A 19,088-nucleotide genomic window follows, 5' to 3' on the forward strand; every position below is an offset into this window, starting at 1 on the left:
ATGCAACACGAACTTGACGACAATCTAAGTCGCACCATCGCGTTCCTCAACGATAAAGGCGGTGTCGGAAAAACCAGTTTGGCCGATAACTTGGCCGGTCAATATGCCGCTGCTGGATACAAAGTTCTCCTCATCGACCTCAACAAACAAGCAAACGTTGCCGATGACCTGGCCTATCGCGATAACCCCGCTATTGACGACAAAGGTCTAGGCCTCTTCCAGGCCCTTACCGCAGGCACCCCCCTGAAACCAGTTCAGGGAATCCGCCCCAACCTCGACGTCGTCCCTGGCGGCATTCACATTGACGACCTCACCGCCGTACTCGCAGGCCGCAGCGACTCCGATAACGGCCGCACCACGCTGCGCGACTCCCTGGCCCCCATCGCCGACCAATACGACATTGTCATTATCGACTCACCACCAGAGGCAAAAAACCTGTCCAACCTGGCACTTTGCGCCGCACGCTGGATCATCATGCCCACCCGTTCCGACCCCGGAGGGCTTGTCGGCATGGGTCTGGTAGCGAGCCGATTTGTCCGCGCCCGCGAAGTCAACCCCCACCTACAACTACTAGGCATAGTGCTATTTGGCACCGCCTCCAACGCCTCAGCCATCCGCCGCGAGGTCCATGCCGATATCCAAAAAGCCTTCGGAGGGCAAGAATCTCCCATGTTGACGGCCAGCGTTCGCTACGCCGAGCGCGTGGCCCGCGATATGCGCAAAACCGGCCGACTCGCTCACGAGCTCGAAGAGGATGTCAAGGCGCTTCCGCCACGATGGGAAGCCTTGCGGCAAGGCAAGAAACCATCAAGCATGTCCCCGACAACCGGGAAAGTTTCAGAAGATTACGCCGAGATTGGGGCTGAGATTTTGCAAATCATGGCCGCCGCCGAACCTGCCAACTAAACACCCAACAACAGATCAACGTCAGGAGACCACAATGACCACCGAGAACCTTGGCGACGCCTTCGGACCCACGGGCCGTAGCAAACTCGGAGGCATACTCCCTGAACGGTCCCCAAAACGACAACCCGCGCCCACGCCTGTCGAACAAGCTCCTACTGAAACGCCCCAGGACGAGCGACCAACCGTCGCACCGGAACCCGACAACGCTCAATCAGCCGCCGCCGCGCGCCAGATCAACACATTCCTGTTGCCAGCAGTCAAAAAACGAGCTGCCCAGCGCAAACGAGCCAACAATGAAACCAATGCTGACGTGGCGTTCGCCGCTATTGAAGCCGAACTCCCACGGCTTGAAAGTCTCATCAGAGCCAGGCACACCGGTTCTCGCACCAGTAGCCTATTTCCGTCCCGGACCAGCCAACGAAGCCAAAAACGCCCCGAAGGCGTCAACCGTGAAATGTGGACAATCCGCGCCACACCAGCAGAAATTGCGGTCATCGATGATCTGGTAGAGAGCAACGGAGCGCTGAGCCGTTCTGAACTGATCTCGGTGGCCCTTGAGTCCTACCTGAGCTGAAGGAGCCGCACAACAATCTCTGAGAGTAGGAACGTGGCACGTTAGAGTGGTCTATTGGAAAGGGGCGTGGCCATGTCTGAGGATGATATCGGTGATGGAGAGCGTGAGGTTCAGGCAAAAACGGTCGCAGCGATACAAGCGTTCACTCAGGTTACGTCAGCTCTTGCGTCACGGCGCGCTGCACGTGAGAACCAGAACAACCAGGTGGGGGACTACGGGAACGAGGAACGCCTAACTCATCGTGTGGTTGACCAGGTTCCTAAATCTGACCTCGACCAAGACCAGCCTGAGACCACCTCTAAGGCCCCGGTCTTGAACAATGCCACAGTCGCTAAGGACGCTACGGCCGGTACTAGGTCAGTAGCGGCCGCTTCGGCTTCAACGGCTATGACCGCGCCAACCAGCAATGTGGTCGTCATGCGTCAAAAAGCTATGCTCACCTCTGCGCCACCGAAACTGCCAGCCAGCCCGGTGGCGACACCCGCGCCAGCCGCAGAACGCTAACCGCGTCTGTTCATCACCCTTCTGCGTCATCCCTGATCGTTGCTGCACCTCTTGCTGTACCCGTTTGTCTCTTTCAGGGTCGGTTGCGCGGTGAGAACCCGCCGAGACTGGCCGTGGGAACGCCGATGCAGCACTGGATTGGGCCGCAGTGGCCGAGGTCAGCTCTTTGACTTCACGTTTGACCTCAACTCCCTGGCCTTGATAGATGACGGTGCCTTGATCGGTCAACGTAATGGGGATGCCCAACCGTTTTTCGAACAGTGGAGCATACTCTGCGAGAAACCCCGGCCTACTAGGGAATTGTCCTTTTCGCGCCCAATCGCCTTCATCTTGCTGTTCAAAACCGCTGTTCTCCAGCACCTCGACGACATGAATGTAGTTATCCTCTGACATCGCCTGCGGAAACACGCCAGTGATGCGCATCTTACTCGTTTCTGAGTCAGCTTCGAGAACGACATCCAACACCGCGTTGGATTCCGGTTTAGATGCCTTCTTCATCTCGGCATCAATCTCTTCAAACCGAGCCCGAGCTGTGGCGAGTTCAGCCTCCTGGGCGAACGGTGTATCAAGTCGTTCTTCCGCAGCAATAATGTCTGCGCGCAAACTAGCCATAGTTGCAACGTTTTGCTGAATCATGTCTGGAAGTTTTGCCAGGTCGTTACGCAACTTGGTCAATGGTTGCGCGGTAGAAAGTGTCGCGGAGTTCACTTTGGCCGCTACTAGAGGTACCTGGTCCAACTCCACGCTGACCGTATTGTTAATCCCGGCCACCGCTTTGAGTCCGAAGCCGGCGAACTGCCCAAGTGCGCGCGATCCTCCGGTAGGAACACCCGCTGAGATAAACTTTTGAAGCTGCTCTCGGAGCGCGTCCGATGCGGCGGTGAATTCATTGAATTCCTCGCCCCGGATGACGGCGTGGAACTTCTCCCCGCGTGTGTCACGCACTTGCGGGATAGCCACGGCCAAGGCTTCGTTGACTCCTTCGAGACCATCGATACGCGACTGATTGCCGCTGATCGTCTCACGCAATGAATGCAGCATCGCCTGGTGGCCACGCCTGATGCCTTCAAGTTTCGCCACAGTCGCTTCGGCCTCGGCCAGCTCAAGCAGTAGCGGATTGCCCGATGCGATCGCCTTGATCTCGTTGAAGCTCAACGTCACCTCGTCGATATCTTCAATCTCTCGCACAGCGAAATCGGTACGCATGACCTGGTTATTGGCGACTGCTTTGCGCGCTACAGTTTGCCATACGTAGGGATCAAAGCTTTCTTCGACCACATAGCGCAGCACCTGTATCTCGTCGTTTTGGTTTCCCTGACGAATTCCGCGCCCTTCGCGCTGAGTCACGTCAGCGGGTCGCCACGGACAATCCAGGTGATGCATCGCTACTACGCGCGCTTGGACGTTGGTGCCCACACCCATCTTCGCTGTTGAACCGATTAGCACATCAATATTGCCCGTACGGGCCGCTTCAAACAGTTGCCCTTTCTCGATGTCGTTGCGCGCCTCGTGGATGAACCGCACCCGTCGACGTTCCATTCCACGCTCTACTAGATTCTCGCGTAGTTGGTCATAGACATTCCATTTATCGCTGGGGGTTCCCAAGTCGCAAAAAACTAGCTGAAGCCCTCCAGTCAGTGGCTGGTCTTGGCCGTATCGGTCCGTATAGACCGTATCGCGATAGGTTTGCCAGATCTGTGCGATCCTATCGGCGGCAACATCGACTTTCTGTGGCTCGTCTGTCTCGATGCCCCGTAGCCGCACGTCAGCGGACACTGCGCGCCCATCACCGGAAATCTTCAGCATGTTGTCCACGGTGTCAGGCACAACCCCAGATCGGACGTCGGAGGCTCGTTTTCCAATTTCCCCCATGTAGTCACTCAAAGCGCTACTGCGAGGAATAGCGACGATTTCGGGCAGACGTTCACCATCACTGGCGCGAGCCACAATGTCAGGAACTACTAGGTTCAAGTCTTCGGACAGTTTAATGTCAGCGACGCCAAAGATCACACGCTGGAGCTCTGGGACATTTCCAAACCGAGCAAACCGGGTCGTAGTCCTAATGCCGCCTTCAGGGGATACTTCTATCGCTGTAACAATTTCGCAGTGTGTGGTTGCCCAGCAATCGTAAATATCGTATCCCAGCTCCTCAAGACGCTCAGGGGCCAAAAATTGCAACATGGTGTGTACTTCACCCAGTGAGTTGGGAAAGGGGGTTGCCGTAGCCAAGCAGGTAACACGCTTTTTCCCCGTGGAGCGTAGATACCCAAGTTTCATGTCCAGATCAGTCGACCGATTACTACCGATTATCGCCATCGAGTCGATATTGGAGGCACGAAACCTATTTTTGTACAAATGTGCTTCATCGACAGTGACATAGTCAATACCAGTCTGTTCGAACGTCAGATCGGTATCCCGATTCCGCTCAATACGGTCGAGCGCCTTCGCCTCGCGTGTGTTGATGCGCTTGATGTATCCTTCAATTTGTTTAACTGTTCGACGCTGGTCATCGCCCACAGCGAAGGATTTCATCCGGTGAAGTTTGTCGCGCTCTGCGTCGTAATAGGCTTTTTGGCTCTCAGCTGAGAGGGCGATCTTCTCGAATGCTGAATGGGTAATGATGACAGCATCCCAATCACCTGTGGCGATGCGGGAGATGAACTCACGTCGACGATCTTTCGAAAGATCTTCGGTAGACGCTGCCAACAGTTTTGCTTGTGGGTATGCCAGCAGCCATTCACGGTTGAATTGTTCGAGCATGTGATTGGGAACGGCAACAACGGGCTTATTGACCATTTTTAGCCGCTTCATCTCCATGATGCCCACGGCCATCTCCAGCGTTTTCCCTGCCCCGACGCCATGAAACAGCCCTATGGAGGGTTGGCACATCATTCGGTGAACCGCAGCCCGCTGATGGTCATATAGCGTGTAGAAATCAGACAAACCCGGCAGCGTCAAATGCTGACCGTCATAGACTCGTGGAACTTCTGAGTTGAAGGTGCGGTTATAGAACTCCAACAACCGTTGTGCCCGCTGTGCGTCTGACCAGAGCCACGAGACAAACTTTTCGTTCATCGCATCGGCTTTGGCCTGTGCCACACGGGTTGCAAAGAGGTCAGCCACACTTTTTTTGCCGCCGTCAGGAGTGTCGATCTGACGTGTGAGCTTAATAGGCTTGGCAGTCAGCAAATGCTCGGCAATCGCTGGAGCTGGCAGGCGAGGTGTTCCCCATTCCCCTGTGGCGATGGGGCCATCGTTCCTTGCTCCTGAGATTGCCCAGAACGATCCTCCAGCGTGTTCGACCCGCAGATTTCGGTCATGGAGAATTTCTCGTAGAAACGCTTGCACATCGGCGGCGGGAATCCATGCTGACCCCAGCGACGCCTTAATGTCCTGACTGGTCAAAGGGGTAGGGAGGACTTTTTTGAGCGCATCGACGTTGGCATACATGGCCGGATCGGTCTGCGCAGCAGCGCGCGCGGCATCCAACTTGGATTGGACGTCACCTGAGCAGTATTCGGACTTTGTAACTAGCTCACCTGAGACAGGGTCGTCAAAAACCAGGGAGTCGAGCTGTTGGCGAGCCTTGTCTGCCTCCACGCCCAGCAACTGAGCGATGAGGTCCAGGTCGACGCGGTTGGTGCGGTCCAGACTGATAGCAAGGGCATCGGCAGCGGTTTCAGCCCCGAGTACTTCGGTGCGCCGTCGTAGAACACGGTGGGTGAAAATATCCTCTTTGGTTGCTACGCCGCTGATGGGCTCATAGTTTTCCAAAGCCTTGACCAGGAAAGCGTGGGCGTCGCCACGGAATCCCCCCTGAGGAGGGAAGCGACGAGTGACTTTCTGTTCCCCGGTGTTCTTATCCAGCAGCGGGACTTTCTGTCCGGTCTCAGGATCGGTCGACCACCGTGGAATGAGTTTGACCCGGTTAATTGGACCCCAGGTGCTGAAGTAGGCGTCATAGCGCTCATTGAGCTGTTCACGTAGTTGCCGGATCTCGACAGTCTCATCGAGATTGTTTGCCTCGGCATCTACTAGTGAGACCACTGTGTCTCTGATGCCCAGCAGCGCCCGCAACTCAGCACGCTGTGTTTTAGGGACGGTCATGTCCCGCCACGCACCTAGCGACCACATCTGGAAATGATCAGCCTGCTCGGTCGCGGTGTTTTCACGAATGAACCGCTCCGGTGGATCGTCCATGTAGCTGACACTGGCCGCTGGGATTTCCATACGCTCAGTCTCCGGAGAGAATCCCATCCCCATCTCACGGGCGGACTGGGTGATGCCGTTCAGTGCCCCGCGCAGTTGCGCCGCAACTGCGTCAGGTTGGGTATCTCCAACGACGCTGATGCCCATCGTGCCAAAGCGATTCTTTTCCACACGGACTTGGCCGATCACCCAATCGGGCCGCTGCACGAAAACGTCATTGATCCGTGCCGGCTGGCCCTCCTCAGCCGCGCTCGTTTGCTCCCACAGCCGCGTCAGTTCGGAGGGATCGGTATCCATCTCTCGACGCCGCAGCAGCAACACATCTGTCATTACATCGGTTCCCGCTGCCGTCCAATGAGCCCGGTTTGGCAGGCGTACCGCGCCCAGCAGATCCCCCCATTGGCCGATTTCCCGACGTGCCGCAGGATTAGTCGCATCGGATGTAAAAGCGCTGGTAACTACGGCGACAATGCCACCGGGGCGGGTCAACTGGAGCGACTTGAGGATGAAGTAGTTGTGTGTGGAGAGATCATTGGGGTTGTACACCGGATCAAAAATCGTTGAGTCATGGAAGGGCACATTCCCGACCGTGACGTCAAAGCTATCGCGTGCGCGGATATCTTCAAACCCAGAGGCCAAGATCGAGGCTTGCGGATACAGCGCTTGGGCAATACCTGCGGTTGTCTCATCTAGCTCCACACCGGTCAGATGCGCCCCCTCTGGGGCGCTGCCGATGAAATTGCCCGACCCGCAACCGGGCTCCAAGACCTCCCCGGAGGTAAAACCGAGATCTTGAACAGCCTGCCAGATGACCTTCGTATAGGCCACATCAGTGTAGTGAGCGTTGAGCGTTGTTGCCGATGCCTGCCGCATCTGGGCACGGGAGAGCAGCTGTTCTAGCTCTTGACGTGCCTGCGCGAATTCTTCACGACGGGGATCGAACACTTGAGGAACTGCTCCCCAGCCAGACCAGCGCGCCAACACCTCTTGCTCAGAGGAATCAGCCGTACGATCCTCGGCTTGAACCCGCCGCAGGACACGCAGAGCTTCGAGATTGTTCTGCACACGAGTAGCCGCACCCCCAGACCCCAACTGTGACTGAGTCTGTGGCCTAAACGTCGCCCCTACGGGCCGCGCGTCATCTATCCGCCTCCGCGAGTCAGGTTCAACCTCCGCTACGTTCTCAGCCGTTGCTGACCGAACCTCGCTGGAGGGTTCAGCTACTCCTCCTGGTCCTGGTTCTGGGCGTTCTCCTCGGCCAGGATCTCCTCCTCTGCCATCTTCTGCGCTACGTTCAACCACTGAGCCCTCGCCAGGAAGCCCCCCTGGGGTTCCCCTTCCTGCCGCGCTATCTCCTCGGCCCGATTCGCGATCTCCTCGCCCCTGTGCACGTGTGACTCCCACATCGGGTGCAGGTCGCGCCGGTCGGTTTCGTTCATCGTTGTGCTCCTTCTCTTTTTCTTCCTGTGCTTCCTGTGTTACTTCGGCGGACCACGCTTCAGGGTCCTCGAACAACGGCAGCATCAGCTGCCCTTTACCTGGTTGGGCTTTCCTACGTCGCGCCATAGCGTGGTCCTAACTCACAGCATACATGAGAAGTGTCTACAATGGATTGTCTTGGTGTGGTGGTATTCCCTCAGGAAGTGCCGCCATCGTTTCTGGTGGCATCGGCTGGCAGGGCAGGGCTTTATCGGGAATATGTTTGCTGCTCTCACCATGTAGGGCGGGGTGGCACTCCCGAAAAGGGCCATCTTCGCCGGTCAACGCTCTCCAGTGGGACTCGAAATGGTAGATCCACCACGTGGACATCTGGGAAGTTGCTCGGGCAACTTCCCATTCCTGCCATAGGGCATAGATCCGATTCAGCGCCTCGGCGTGATCCCACCACTGCTCACACCAGCACTCGCCTGGTTGTGACTGGTCGCCCAATCGGTGGTTAATCGTGGGGGACAGCCACTGGCTCACCCAGTCCTCCAGACACGCATACGCGGGAGCGTTGTCCTCACTCATCGAATGGCCGATCCTTTCGTCGCGGCCAGGTTGGCCTCCCAGGCACGATCCACCGAAGCCGCATGGGAGTTCTCATGCTGGCCGTTATCCCAGCTGTCCGAGGGCGTCGAAGTGCCAAGTGGGTCCCATTTTTGTTGTGACCGCTCGATAGCCTCGGCCCACGGTGAATCCCACCAAGCGCGGGTGCGTGCCAGCACTGGGCGAGCACCGGAGGGCAGGACGACGACGCGGCCATCGGGCAGCGCCGTTAGGTCTGAGGGCTCCAAAATTCGTCGACGGCGCATGGAGGTCGAGCGCGACGAGGAGCCTGTACTTGAGGAGTGGGAATGGGTGGCCTCGTCGAACTCGCCGATGAGTTTCGATTGGTTTTCCAGGAATTCGGCATCAGACACACCACCGCCGAGCACGCGGATGTTCGCCGCCGACCACAACGCTTGCATCCCTTCACGGCCCCACACGCCCACACCCTGCACAAACGATTGCAAAATAGTGATGATGGGCATCCCGGCCGATCCGTAGAATGAATACAGGTTGGGCAGGTTCTTGATTTTGCAGATGTTGGCTGCCTCATCCAGTACCGATAGCAGTGGCGGGTTGAGACGACGCCCTGGAGAACGGCGAGCAGCCACCTCCCCGGCCCGATAGATCGAATCCACAAACGCCGCCACCAGCGGAGCGGGAGCACCTGGACCATCTTCTGACAGCAAATACAGTGTGTCGGTACTAGATACGAATGCTTCCGGGTCGAACTGGGGAACTCCGGAGGTGGGCGTGATCCAGGCTGAGGTCGCTGTCTCGGTCAAAATCGCCATTGCCTTCTCGGCCCCGCCATAGACGCCACCACGTGTTTTATCGGGTAGGCCAATCGCGCCGCGTACTGCGCGGGCCGGGTCAATGTATCCAGCCGATTCGAGAAGTTGGGCCGGTTCATCGTCGCGCGGCCGCGTTGTCCAGGCGAACACATCCACCAACGTCTTGCCGCCAACGGCGGCCGCGAGGATGAAGTTGGCGACTAGGTCATCGGATTTGGACGCGAAGTATTCATCACGTGTGCCATCTCCGGAGAATGTGAAAGCCGCCGCTAGGCGGCGCGCATCAGTAACGCTGCTAATAGGGGCCAGCGGGTTCCACCAGAAAGCTTGCTCTTGGTCGAGCATGGCCATCGGGTCGAAAACCCACACTCGGCCTTTCTCCTCACGTGGACCGCGTGTGGCATCCACGATGTCGCCTTTACGTGAGGTCACCAGCAGCGGCCCTGGCGCGGCCACCGCCGCCGGGATCGCACGGGCGGTGGTTTTTCCTTTGCGTGGACCCCAGATGTCGACGGCCATGTCTTCCCAGGACTGAAACAGCTTCATCCCATCGGGGACACGGTAGGCCACGAACACACCGTGCTCATCGGATTCTTTGCTCTCTAGTCCTGGCCGCAGTTTCTTTGCCGAGGCAGCAACCCCGCGAGCGGAGAAACGCTTTAGTTCTGACCTCCCCGCCATGTGACGCGAAGCCGCGTCAGAGCGACGGCGAGGACCGCCTCGGTACATTCGCCACCACAGAATTGCTGCAGGTACGGCTATCAAGGCGGCGACGAGCGATGCCAGGACAACACTGGCTGAGGTCGTCCAAATGATTGTGCCGGTGGCTACGGCGGTGATCACAACGAACGGGTTGAGGCTACCGTCGTATCCTGGCAGGTCCAGTAGCCGCACCACCAGCAAAACCACAGCCGCTGCGGCCAGGAGAATGATGCTCCCTAGTCCTACTAGGACCCCTGGTTGTGACATGTGGCGGCTCATGCGGCTGCCCCTTGCCGGGCAGTTTCAATGTCCCAGCGTGCATCGGTGTTCCCCAGCCGCAGCTCAGGTTCTGTCAACGATAGGTGAACTGGGATACCAGGCCGAGAGCCCACTTTGATCAAGAAGTTGCCCAACCCGGCCGAGGCTTCCGCAGCTGTTCCCGACCATGACTCTGGGGCCGTCCATGACAAGACCTCGGAGGCTTCAGCGTCAGACAACGGCCGCACTTTCGATATCGCCGACAGTTCCGCTTCAGTAGATGCGGCAGCCATGAGTACTGCTGACCGGTCGGCGAAGCCGCGAGCTTTAGCCCGATCTTCCTCGGTTGGCAGGGCCTCCAGGTCGGCCAGTCCGTGCGTGATGTAGGCAATCCCGGTGCCTTTTTGCCTGTTCAGCCGGGTCAGAGCGTCAGCGCGGTCAATGAGACCCGAGCCCACACGCAGAACACGCCACATCTCATCGAGGACTGTAAAGAAGGTGCGTTTCGGCGCTACCCCTTCATCGGCCAGCAGGTGTGCCGCGTCAATAGACCCAAACCCGTATGACCACGTCGAGAGCAATGTTGCGGCTGTTCTGAGGTGGTCATTCTCATCAATACCTGAGATGTCAACACACACCGCAGGTGTATCCAGGTCAATAGGTGAGGTGGTCGGCCCATTGAACGTGTCGCCCAGAGCCCCGTTGAGTAGCGCCAACAGCGCCGCTTGCAACGGACCCGTGGCTTCCTGATAACGCGGTTCTTGGCCTGCGCCAGCAAACAGCGTCACCTCACGGACAGCATCGGGCGCATTTTGGATAGTGCGCAACACTTCCGATAGGACCGGTTGATTCCCATGCTGGGCTTCCTCAGCGGCCAAGTGCCGCAGCGCGGCAGCAATGACTGTGTCCTCATCGGCTGTGGTTCGCCCTTTCCTCACCAGACTGATCAGCGCGGTCACCATGTGTGTACGCCGGTCAACCACGGAGGAGCGAACTTGTTGGGCGGTTTTGCCACTAACTTGTGCGTGCAATTGCGTCCACGGGCCGACATCGAGCGGATTGATCCGGTCACGCCCGGGACCCACCGAAATGACTTGCCCGCCCAGCGCGCGCACCAACGCCGCATAGTCTGGTTTGAGGTCACCCAGAATCAGCGGTGTCACGCCGCGCCCGGTCAGACCCAACACCATGCGGCGCACAATAGAGGACTTCCCCATACCCGGCTCACCCAGAATGAACACGCTGGGAGAGTTAATCAGTGAAGTCCGGGTGTACCACGAAATCGGATCGAAACACACCGAGTCACCTGAGTAAATATGGTGGCCGATGGGCACTCCCACCGTTGGGGTAGAAGTGCCCACCGCCCACGGCCACAGACCACACACCTGTTGAGTGGTCCCTCTCCATCTCGCCGGTGTCTCCACCCATCCGACCTGACCGCCGCCAACAGCGGGATACCCGTACCGGCCAGGCTTTTTCGAACGTGAAAGCGACATAGAGAACTCCTTACAGTGAGGGAACTGTGGCGTGATCAGGCAGAACGATCCCCACCGGCAAAGTCGCGTAAAAAGACGTCGCCTGGGAGCCAGTCATGACTCTCAGATCAACACGCGCTTCGCCAGATCGCGCTGCCATCGTGGTCGTAGCGTCCTCTAGTTCGGCCTGTGTAGCGGTGGTGGCCGTGGCCAAGATGCTAAACGAGGTGATGCCCGCACCAGCGGCTTCTTCGGCTGCTGATTGCTCGGCTGCAGCTAGATCGCGCAGGTCACGAGAGGACGGCCGTGCTTTCTTATTGATGTTGAACTGAGCGTCCCGTTTATCCGCCTCGACAAGCCGCGCAGCTTGGCCAGGGCTGTAGGGGTGGTACACCAACGAGACGCGCTTACGCAACAGGTCAGGATCTGGATCAGCCAACCGGGCAAACGTGGTAGCAAAAACGTTGCCTCTTGGCGCTTCAACCATGCCCCACGAACGAGACCAGGCCCGATCATGCTGGTAAGAATCCCAGTGCTCTATAGCTGAGACAGGCCCGATGTCATCCCACGCCCAACCCTTTTGGGGAGGCTGCACCTCAGATACCGGGTCAAGGGACGATCGCAGCTGGTACATGATCTCGGCGGCCGACATCGGCTGAATACCAACAGCACCGGTGCCGACCAACGCTGCCTGCATATGCGGCAACCGGGCCATGAGTTCTGTTGCCACAGCATCATCATTCCAGCGCCTACCCAACGGTGGGCGAAACGTCAGCGTCACGAAAAACTTCACCTGTGCCGCCCCAGCCGAGTAGGTATCAGCAATTTGCTCCATCACCTCTTGAGCCAGGCTAGGAGCTTCAGGTTTGAGCGTGGAGAAAATCTCTGAACGCAACTTTGTACCCGGATCTGGCGCGGTCTCAATAGTCACTTGCGCCTGGACTAGCCAAAACTGACGAGTCAGAGATGACAACCAGGCAGCCATGCGACTCACCCGTGAGTCAATGACGTCGGTATCGACCAGGTCAGTGCCCTCAGAATGGGCCGCAAAAGTGATGGAGTAATCGCGGGTGCTGGGGATGGCCACGATTCCCACATCAGAGCCCCGCCCATCTTCAGCTGTGATGATGTGGGATGTAGCCAGTGTCCCTGGTAGCCGGTAGGTGCCCACTACCCGAGAGGCAATGCCAGCTATATAGATATGGCGGCGACGTCGTTTCTGACGCCACCATGCCAATCGCGCGGCCACCGCGTGTGCTCCGGTGCGGCCGCGAATACGAATCGCCAGCGGAGCCAGCACCGCCACCCCCAGCAACAGCAGGATCAGCGCAGCCAGGCGCGAAAACATCATTGCCAGGAGCGCGGCCGCCACCACAGCGAATCCGATACCCGAGGTGACCGGTCCCAGCCCAAAAAGCCCGGCCTTCTTGCCCGCACGCCACTGGCCATAGGTGCGTTGATCAACCGTTGCAAGACCTTGTTGTTTCGATGCCACTAGCGTTCACCTCCCTTACTCTCATCGGCTCCCGACGGCGCGTCGTCGACCACCTGGTTGATTGCCCTGTGAGCTGATTGAGCTGACCCGATAGCAGCACTTGCCTGTGTGGCCGCGCCAGAGGCGGAACCGGAACCACCAGGCCTATGGGGAGCCTTCGTCGCCGACGCGGCACCTTTAGAACCGTCGCTTCCAGTTGCACCGGTTCGAGCCGATGCCGATTGCGTCGTTCGCGACCCACTTGCAGAACTGCCCTTCCCCGAAACACCACCGGAGGAGCCACTGGCCGATGCTCCGCGAGCAGCCGCGCCACCGCCACGCATCGCCCCGGCTTGGATTGCGCCGGTAGCCAACATTCCGGCAGCGGCCACACCGCCGCCTGAGCCACCACCAGAGGATGACGCCGCAGCCACCGCCGGGGTGACCAGACGCATCAACGCAGGAAGCGCAACCAGAGCCAGAATCATCATTGACACCAAGGTCATCAACCCGAAGATGCCTTCAAGTTCGTCATCATCTAGCAGGAAAAACGCGGCAGCCCAAATGGTTGCCGCCGTTGGTTTGTACAACACCAACGCGATCAGCCACGCAAAGTATTTTTGCCGCATCGCGCGGCCACCTTCTGTCAGACCTGCGGCAGCGGCCACCGGCAACAGGCCAACGATGAGTACCAACGCCGCTGCCCTAGCCGCCATGATCACGAATTGAAACAACGAGGCCAGCAGTCCAAAAAACAGCACAAAAACCGCTAGAACTGTCCAGCCACCATGCTCGGAATCGTCATCGTCATCCATCACCGATTCGGTGGTGTCGACAACGTTTTGTCCCAATCGCTGGCCCAGATCATCCTCGTCGTCATCGTCACCGCCATCGTTGACAGACGTTTGGTCAATAATCCAGCTCGCATAGCCATCGCCCAGACGCAAAAGCAGCTCTACCACTCCTACGCCTACAGCCATAACCAGCACGAACACCATGAACCCTTTTGCGGTGTCGGCGAAACTTTTGCTGTCACGGCTCAAAACCATCCGAATGCCGACGAACAACAGTGAGCCAACCGCTACCGTTCCCACCAGCCACAACGTGTGTTGCTGGAGCTGACCAATTGCACCGCTAGCGGTTACACAAGCCTCATCACTGGGGTTGCGACAGTCCGATACGGACATCTCGGTGGCATCCATCCACCACGTGATGGTTTCGGCGACAAGGTTTGCCATTGAATCCCCAAGCGAGAGACCCAAGTTGCGGAAGAACTCACCGACTTCTGTATTCGCGCCCAGAACCCATCCGCCTGCTCCCGCAGCCGCTACACACAAAATGATCCACGGACCCACACACCGCCAGCGGCGAACGCTTTCCCACTGAGCCGCAACCTCTTCTAGCCGTTGCTGGTCAGGTGCGTTCACCATGATGGCCCCCACGGCACCACCGCATCCTGGTCAGCGGTGGGAACTTGCCGCATCATTGCCGTCCAGTCACCGCGCGGTGGAGCCTCCATCCGCCAGTCTCCCTCGATCCAGCGCACCGTGGTAAGAACCGAATACCAGCCACCGCTGCGGTTATCGAGGACAACCTCGATGACCGCTTCATCAGGGGAGTAGGAGCGGTAAACAAATCCGGCCAGGGCCGCAAGATCTCCAGCGGTCAACTCAACATCAACCGCCTGCTCCTCCATCAATTCCAGCAATGCGTCCCGCTCAGGGCTGTCTATGAACTGGTGCTCGATAGTGGCTCGCCACATTTCCTCTGGCCCATATCCACCAGCTCGCGACGACAGATGCACCGCCGCCATCAGCGCGCCCTCAGGGCTTCGCTCGAACTGAGAAGCAGTAAATCCGTCATCCACAGCAGGCCCATACACAGAGGAGAACGGCAGCGTGATGCTGCCGACCAGCTGCCAATCAATCTCTTGCGGACCTTCAAGAAGCGGCTCACCCTCCACGGCAACAGCATCCTCATTACCGGGCAAATAACCCTCAACAGGTACTTCCGCAGAACCCGCCGGTGGATCTTCCTCACCACCGGACCCAACGACCACGAACACGCCCCCAATGAGCGCTATAGCTACCACCAGCGCTGAGGCGATGAACGACTTCTGCGCCCACACCCGAGGCGCGCCGGAGGTTTGACCATCATTTGACTCACGCACGTTCACGTTCATCACGACCCAGTCAAGACGCTGATGAAGGTCGCCGCACTACCAAAAATTATGCAGCCAGCGACCCACCAACCCAGACCGCCCAGGTCCACGCCCTGCCCCTGCTGGCGTGACATCACGATTCGTGCTACATGGACGAGCAAACCGATGAACAGCAACCCGGTGAGAATCCATGCCCCCCACTCGGTAATGAGGAGAAATCGGTCAGCGCCCGGAGGGGCCGTACCCGCACCGGGATCAGGTATTTGGGCAAGGAAATCCACCATCATGAGGGGACCTTTCGTGAAAAGAATCGAGGTAAGAAGAAGTAAAAAGAGGAACGTGGCGCTAAACCACAGCGGCAACGACTGCTCCGGCCGAACCGATCAACACGCAGCCGAAGGCGATAATCCCTAGTTCACGCAGATTGACCTGCGCATCCTGGCGGTGTGCCGTAGCGATACGTCCTACCGTGGCCAACAGCCCCAACAAGGCACAGACAATTGCTACCCAGGCCAGCCACGACAACAACGTATTGACCTCAGAGGCGAACTCTTCAGGCATATGCACTCATGTTGCCAAGGGCAGCCGGGGAAGGCACCAACGTGGATAGTTCATCGGCAAGCGCGGTGTAGGCCGGAGGTGGAACATCAATCGCGTCCACATCAGCGCGCAACGCATCAACCCACGGCAGTTGCCACACCCGCATAGATTGAGACCAAACCTGGATACGGTCGGCCACGATGCGCGGAGGTTTACGGCCGCAATCGGCGACCACTGCCACACCCAACACAGGTGGCGCGCCATAGGCAGGATCTTGGCTCTGGCCAATCACACGGGCAGCACTTGCCGTGCCAGAGGAATGAGACCGACATACCAACACCAAACCCGGCTGAGCTTCCGCCCAATCCAGATGTCCAATGTGGGTGCCGCAATCGCGGCCGATGCCTGTCAGCGTTGCAAGCGTCGTCACGCCGGAACCACCATGACAGCCCAGCCACCACACGTCACGCACCGGTTCAGTGGCAGCGCGAAGCAGCTGATTTTTGTCATGGTTCTCAGGCATTGACGGCAACGGTGGGGGAGTTGCAGTCACGTGAAAACCTTTCTTTGTCGGGTATACGACAACACTGATACGTCATGACTGCAACACGGATAGCGATGGTGAACACGTTAAGTTCCCACTACGGAACATCTTGTGATCAGCGGCTTTAGTTCCTCAAACTGGACTAAATGCCACATAATGCCCGTCGCTGATTGGCTATAGAAAACATCCGAAAGTATGAGTAGTACTCATACTTTCGGATGATGATTTAGAGTGGAGCGCCAACATCCTCATGCCACGCCACCGGGTCGATCGCAGTGGCATTTGCGACGCGGCCAGAAGGCGACACATTCTGGTGAACCTCATAATGCAGGTGTGGGGCCGAGGAATCTCCGGAGTTACCGACATAGCCAATGACCTGGCCAGCCGTTACCCACTCGCCCTCAGAGACCAGCGGCTGCGACTGCATATGGCAATAGCGCGTTGCCATGCCATCCCAGACCGCGTCCTCAGGGATGAGGTAGTGATCATGGTCAATCACCACCATCCAGCCACACCCTGAAAACTCACGACTGCCTTCACCACACCCTTGGGGCGTGTTGCATTCAGAAGTGCGCACCACACCCGTAGCTGCTGCGACGATCGGGATGTGGCGTTCCGCGCCCAAGTCGACCCCAAAATGCTGGCCGCCCCGGGTGCCGAAACCATCCCATAGTGGGGCATCAACCGGGGCAACCCAACCGGAGGCTCCCACTGAAGGCGGCGAGTACTCATAGGCACACATCGCCCAGGACTCCAGCCCAGTCAGCTCCGCGATCAGAATGTCAGCCTCTTCGGCCCAATGCTCATACGCATCGGGATAGGCAGACACCTGAACCGCCTGCGCCGCTTCGGCAACTGACATCGACTCCCAGCCCTCGACATCCAACAGAGCCGTGTAAAACTTCTGCGCCGAGGTTGCCGCGTCCATCAATTCGGCAACTGAACCCCAACCCATACTGGGACGTTGCTGAAACAACCCCACCGAGTCATGATCTGAACCCACCCGATCATGCGGCAAATCCAACGACTCAGGAACATCCTCATTCGCATACATCTCCAGCCGCGATTCCTGCAAAGCCGTCGCCAACGCAATTTGCCACGCAAACGGGGTCATCCCCTGCTCAATGCCCTGGAAAATGATGGTCTCAGCGTGATCGACCTGGTGCGGACCCCACGGCCCCACCACTGACTCCCGATCCCGATCCGCGCCCGGCCGAATCTGGCAAACATCCGTACTGGAGAGGAAAAACATCAATGGCACCACAACGGCCACGCCCAACCCCGCCAAGACAGTCATAACCACGGCCAAAATCACGGGCAAACGATAATTAGCCTGCTCACTAGTCATGGAACCGCCAATCACCCAGATTGGTGCCATGCACCAACCAACGGCCATCAACGGCCACCAGCTCAACAACAAGCAACTTCTCATTCGTCGCGACTGACCACCACTGCCGTGCCTCGCCTGCCTCCTGCCCAGCAGGAGGATCGGTCAGCTTCGCATCCCCTTCGACACTGTCAAACGGGATAAGGGCCGGATCAGTGTGTGAATACAGATCCGCTAGATACTCCGTACACCACTGGCTGACATCCTCATGCCACGATCCCGCGTCTCGGTCACCAGCCCCAAGAGCGGCAGCAAACGCCTCAACAACACCAGCCCCTTCATCTATCGGTGGGGCCTCCTCAGTACTGGGATCGGAATGGTCATGATCGTGATCCCCATGCAGGCTAGGACCCTCAGACGTCGCCGATGCGGTCGGAACTTCCCGGACATCAGAATCAAACGAGCCCGACGAACATCCACTGAGAACCACAACGACCAACAACGCGAAACAACTTCGTACAGTGATCATGAAGCGACACTCTACTGCCGCCATGCTCAAACCGCGAACCGGTAACCGTCCAATTTGGGCATCTGAATGAGGCCAAGCGAACCACCCAGAATGCGTGTCATGCGCCCCTAGCAGCCACTAGAGGCGCGAGGATGAGTTCATGGCATCCACACCCACACGAAGTGCGGCCGCCTGTGCGGCCGCTGAGGTCCTGGCGGCCACCGCTGACATTGACCGGGGCCGCGTTGAGGCCAGGGCAGACCGCGCGGCCGCGTTGAGCCGCCTAGCTAGTGCCCTCCGGGTCGAGCCGATCCATGCCGACCAGGCGGTCACCGCCGCTGTGTTGGTAGCCGTTGGGGCCGCAGCTGAGGCAGATCTCGACGCACGCGGATAGCCACTGACCAGAAACTCTATAAGCTGCACATATTTTCGTACTCATTTATTGATAATGGCGTAAACCTGCGATACGCTGGACTTAATAACGGAGTACGAAAATATTACGAGGTGAGAGATTATGAGCCCTAGGGTTGGACCAGGACGCCCCACCATCGGCCCGCGCATTCAAGCCAAAGTGTCCCCAGAACTCAGCGCGGCCATTGATACTTACGCGGCCGCCCAGGGCCTTTCTGTATCCGAGGCCATCCGCGCCCTACTGACAGCGGGTCTAGCCAGTAATCAGTCGCCTACCGACGAGGATTTGTACGCACTGTTTCCTGAGGCAGATACAGAAAACCTGTGGGATCTGGTCGAGGCTGAAGCCAAAATGGACCTCTCCGGAGAGTACTGCTACAACGGTCTGGTCTGGGCACACGGCACCTGCCAGCTGCGCGGACGGTGGGCCTACTGGAGTGAACAACCTGGCACCCAGCCCTACACCCTCACCGCCTCGCGAGAAGAAGCCGTGCAGCTATACCGCCGAGCTGTCATTGATGCCTCCACGATGTGGCAGCCCCAGCTGGGCGAGACAATGTGGATGGACTGCATTGATGAGGACATTGTCGAACAGCTAGCCCACCAGCGGATCATCCCGCTCGGCACCATTAGCTATACCGCTGCGACCGAAGCCGCAGACCAGACCTAGACA

At 58.3% G+C, this 19,088-nt stretch carries 16 protein-coding genes; 4 read left to right on the top strand and 12 right to left on the bottom strand.

The annotated features are described in order from the left end of the window. The gene (locus tag JQS30_RS16885) at positions 1-906 is read left to right on the top strand and encodes a ParA family protein (protein WP_213173172.1); all 906 of its coding nucleotides are present in this window, start codon (positions 1-3) and stop codon (positions 904-906) included. A gap of 34 nt (positions 907-940) precedes the next feature. Continuing rightward, a complete protein-coding gene (locus JQS30_RS16890) occupies positions 941-1,480 on the top strand; it encodes a ribbon-helix-helix domain-containing protein (RefSeq protein WP_213173173.1) in 540 nt (179 codons plus the stop codon). Positions 1,481-1,858: 378 nt separating this feature from the next. On the opposite strand, the gene JQS30_RS16895 is transcribed toward JQS30_RS16890, so the two are convergent. From JQS30_RS16895 to JQS30_RS16950, 12 genes are all read right to left on the bottom strand, one after another. After that, positions 1,859-7,258: an SNF2-related protein gene (locus tag JQS30_RS16895; RefSeq protein ID WP_213173174.1), complete on the bottom strand. Its 5,400-nt coding sequence runs from the start codon at positions 7,256-7,258 to the stop codon at positions 1,859-1,861. A gap of 155 nt (positions 7,259-7,413) precedes the next feature. Further along, positions 7,414-7,632 carry a hypothetical protein gene (locus JQS30_RS16900; RefSeq protein WP_213173175.1) on the bottom strand — a complete coding sequence of 73 codons (219 nt, stop codon included), beginning with the start codon at positions 7,630-7,632 and terminating at the stop codon, positions 7,414-7,416. A 163-nt stretch (positions 7,633-7,795) separates the two neighbouring features. After that, entirely contained in the window at positions 7,796-8,203 is a 408-nt protein-coding gene (locus JQS30_RS16905; RefSeq protein ID WP_213173176.1) for a DUF4913 domain-containing protein, read from the bottom strand. Then, positions 8,200-9,996 (bottom strand): type IV secretory system conjugative DNA transfer family protein, encoded by a 1,797-nt coding sequence (locus JQS30_RS16910; protein ID WP_213173177.1) that lies wholly within the window; start codon positions 9,994-9,996, stop codon positions 8,200-8,202. The genes JQS30_RS16905 and JQS30_RS16910 overlap by 4 nt, the downstream gene beginning before the upstream one ends. Next, positions 9,993-11,216: an ATP/GTP-binding protein gene (locus tag JQS30_RS16915; RefSeq protein WP_343076238.1), complete on the bottom strand. Its 1,224-nt coding sequence runs from the start codon at positions 11,214-11,216 to the stop codon at positions 9,993-9,995. Before JQS30_RS16915 ends, JQS30_RS16910 begins: the two co-directional genes overlap by 4 nt. 265 nt (positions 11,217-11,481) lie before the next feature. Beyond that, positions 11,482-12,945, bottom strand: a complete 1,464-nt coding sequence (locus tag JQS30_RS16920; RefSeq protein WP_213173179.1) for an SCO6880 family protein — start codon at positions 12,943-12,945, stop codon at positions 11,482-11,484. Beyond that, positions 12,945-14,354, bottom strand: a complete 1,410-nt coding sequence (locus tag JQS30_RS16925; protein WP_213173180.1) for a TrbL/VirB6 family protein — start codon at positions 14,352-14,354, stop codon at positions 12,945-12,947. Before JQS30_RS16925 ends, JQS30_RS16920 begins: the two co-directional genes overlap by 1 nt. Next, positions 14,348-15,094 (bottom strand): DUF8175 domain-containg protein, encoded by a 747-nt coding sequence (locus tag JQS30_RS16930; RefSeq protein ID WP_213173181.1) that lies wholly within the window; start codon positions 15,092-15,094, stop codon positions 14,348-14,350. Before JQS30_RS16930 ends, JQS30_RS16925 begins: the two co-directional genes overlap by 7 nt. Before the next feature lie 336 nt (positions 15,095-15,430). Beyond that, entirely contained in the window at positions 15,431-15,646 is a 216-nt protein-coding gene (locus JQS30_RS16935; protein WP_213173182.1) for a hypothetical protein, read from the bottom strand. Then, positions 15,639-16,178, bottom strand: coding sequence for a hypothetical protein (locus JQS30_RS16940; RefSeq protein WP_213173183.1), 540 nt, complete (start codon positions 16,176-16,178; stop codon positions 15,639-15,641). The genes JQS30_RS16935 and JQS30_RS16940 overlap by 8 nt, the downstream gene beginning before the upstream one ends. A gap of 217 nt (positions 16,179-16,395) precedes the next feature. After that, positions 16,396-17,517 carry a M23 family metallopeptidase gene (locus JQS30_RS16945; RefSeq protein WP_213173184.1) on the bottom strand — a complete coding sequence of 374 codons (1,122 nt, stop codon included), beginning with the start codon at positions 17,515-17,517 and terminating at the stop codon, positions 16,396-16,398. Further along, a complete protein-coding gene (locus JQS30_RS16950) occupies positions 17,510-18,025 on the bottom strand; it encodes a hypothetical protein (protein ID WP_213173185.1) in 516 nt (171 codons plus the stop codon). The genes JQS30_RS16945 and JQS30_RS16950 overlap by 8 nt, the downstream gene beginning before the upstream one ends. 139 nt (positions 18,026-18,164) lie before the next feature. Here JQS30_RS16950 and JQS30_RS16955 point away from each other — a divergent pair, with 139 nt between their 5' ends. Beyond that, a complete protein-coding gene (locus JQS30_RS16955; RefSeq protein ID WP_213173186.1) occupies positions 18,165-18,398 on the top strand; it encodes a hypothetical protein in 234 nt (77 codons plus the stop codon). A 120-nt stretch (positions 18,399-18,518) separates the two neighbouring features. Continuing rightward, positions 18,519-19,085 carry a ribbon-helix-helix domain-containing protein gene (locus JQS30_RS16960; RefSeq protein ID WP_213173187.1) on the top strand — a complete coding sequence of 189 codons (567 nt, stop codon included), beginning with the start codon at positions 18,519-18,521 and terminating at the stop codon, positions 19,083-19,085. Positions 19,086-19,088: the final 3 nt, after the last annotated feature.

Origin of the sequence: Natronoglycomyces albus, from assembly GCF_016925535.1 — a bacterium.
GTDB classification, from domain to species: Bacteria; Actinomycetota; Actinomycetes; order Mycobacteriales; family Micromonosporaceae; genus Natronoglycomyces; species Natronoglycomyces albus.

Coding starts and splice junctions, on each gene's coding strand:
- JQS30_RS16910 (WP_213173177.1), bottom strand. CDS start 9,996: ATGAGCCGCCACATGTCACAACCAGGGGTCCTAGTAGGACTAGGGAGC.
- JQS30_RS16925 (WP_213173180.1), bottom strand. CDS start 14,354: ATGGTGAACGCACCTGACCAGCAACGGCTAGAAGAGGTTGCGGCTCAG.
- JQS30_RS16950 (WP_213173185.1), bottom strand. CDS start 18,025: ATGATCACTGTACGAAGTTGTTTCGCGTTGTTGGTCGTTGTGGTTCTC.
- JQS30_RS16885 (WP_213173172.1), top strand. CDS start 1: ATGCAACACGAACTTGACGACAATCTAAGTCGCACCATCGCGTTCCTC.
- JQS30_RS16905 (WP_213173176.1), bottom strand. CDS start 8,203: ATGAGTGAGGACAACGCTCCCGCGTATGCGTGTCTGGAGGACTGGGTG.
- JQS30_RS16960 (WP_213173187.1), top strand. CDS start 18,519: ATGAGCCCTAGGGTTGGACCAGGACGCCCCACCATCGGCCCGCGCATT.
- JQS30_RS16935 (WP_213173182.1), bottom strand. CDS start 15,646: ATGCCTGAAGAGTTCGCCTCTGAGGTCAATACGTTGTTGTCGTGGCTG.
- JQS30_RS16955 (WP_213173186.1), top strand. CDS start 18,165: ATGGCATCCACACCCACACGAAGTGCGGCCGCCTGTGCGGCCGCTGAG.
- JQS30_RS16890 (WP_213173173.1), top strand. CDS start 941: ATGACCACCGAGAACCTTGGCGACGCCTTCGGACCCACGGGCCGTAGC.
- JQS30_RS16945 (WP_213173184.1), bottom strand. CDS start 17,517: ATGACTAGTGAGCAGGCTAATTATCGTTTGCCCGTGATTTTGGCCGTG.
- JQS30_RS16900 (WP_213173175.1), bottom strand. CDS start 7,632: ATGAACGAAACCGACCGGCGCGACCTGCACCCGATGTGGGAGTCACAC.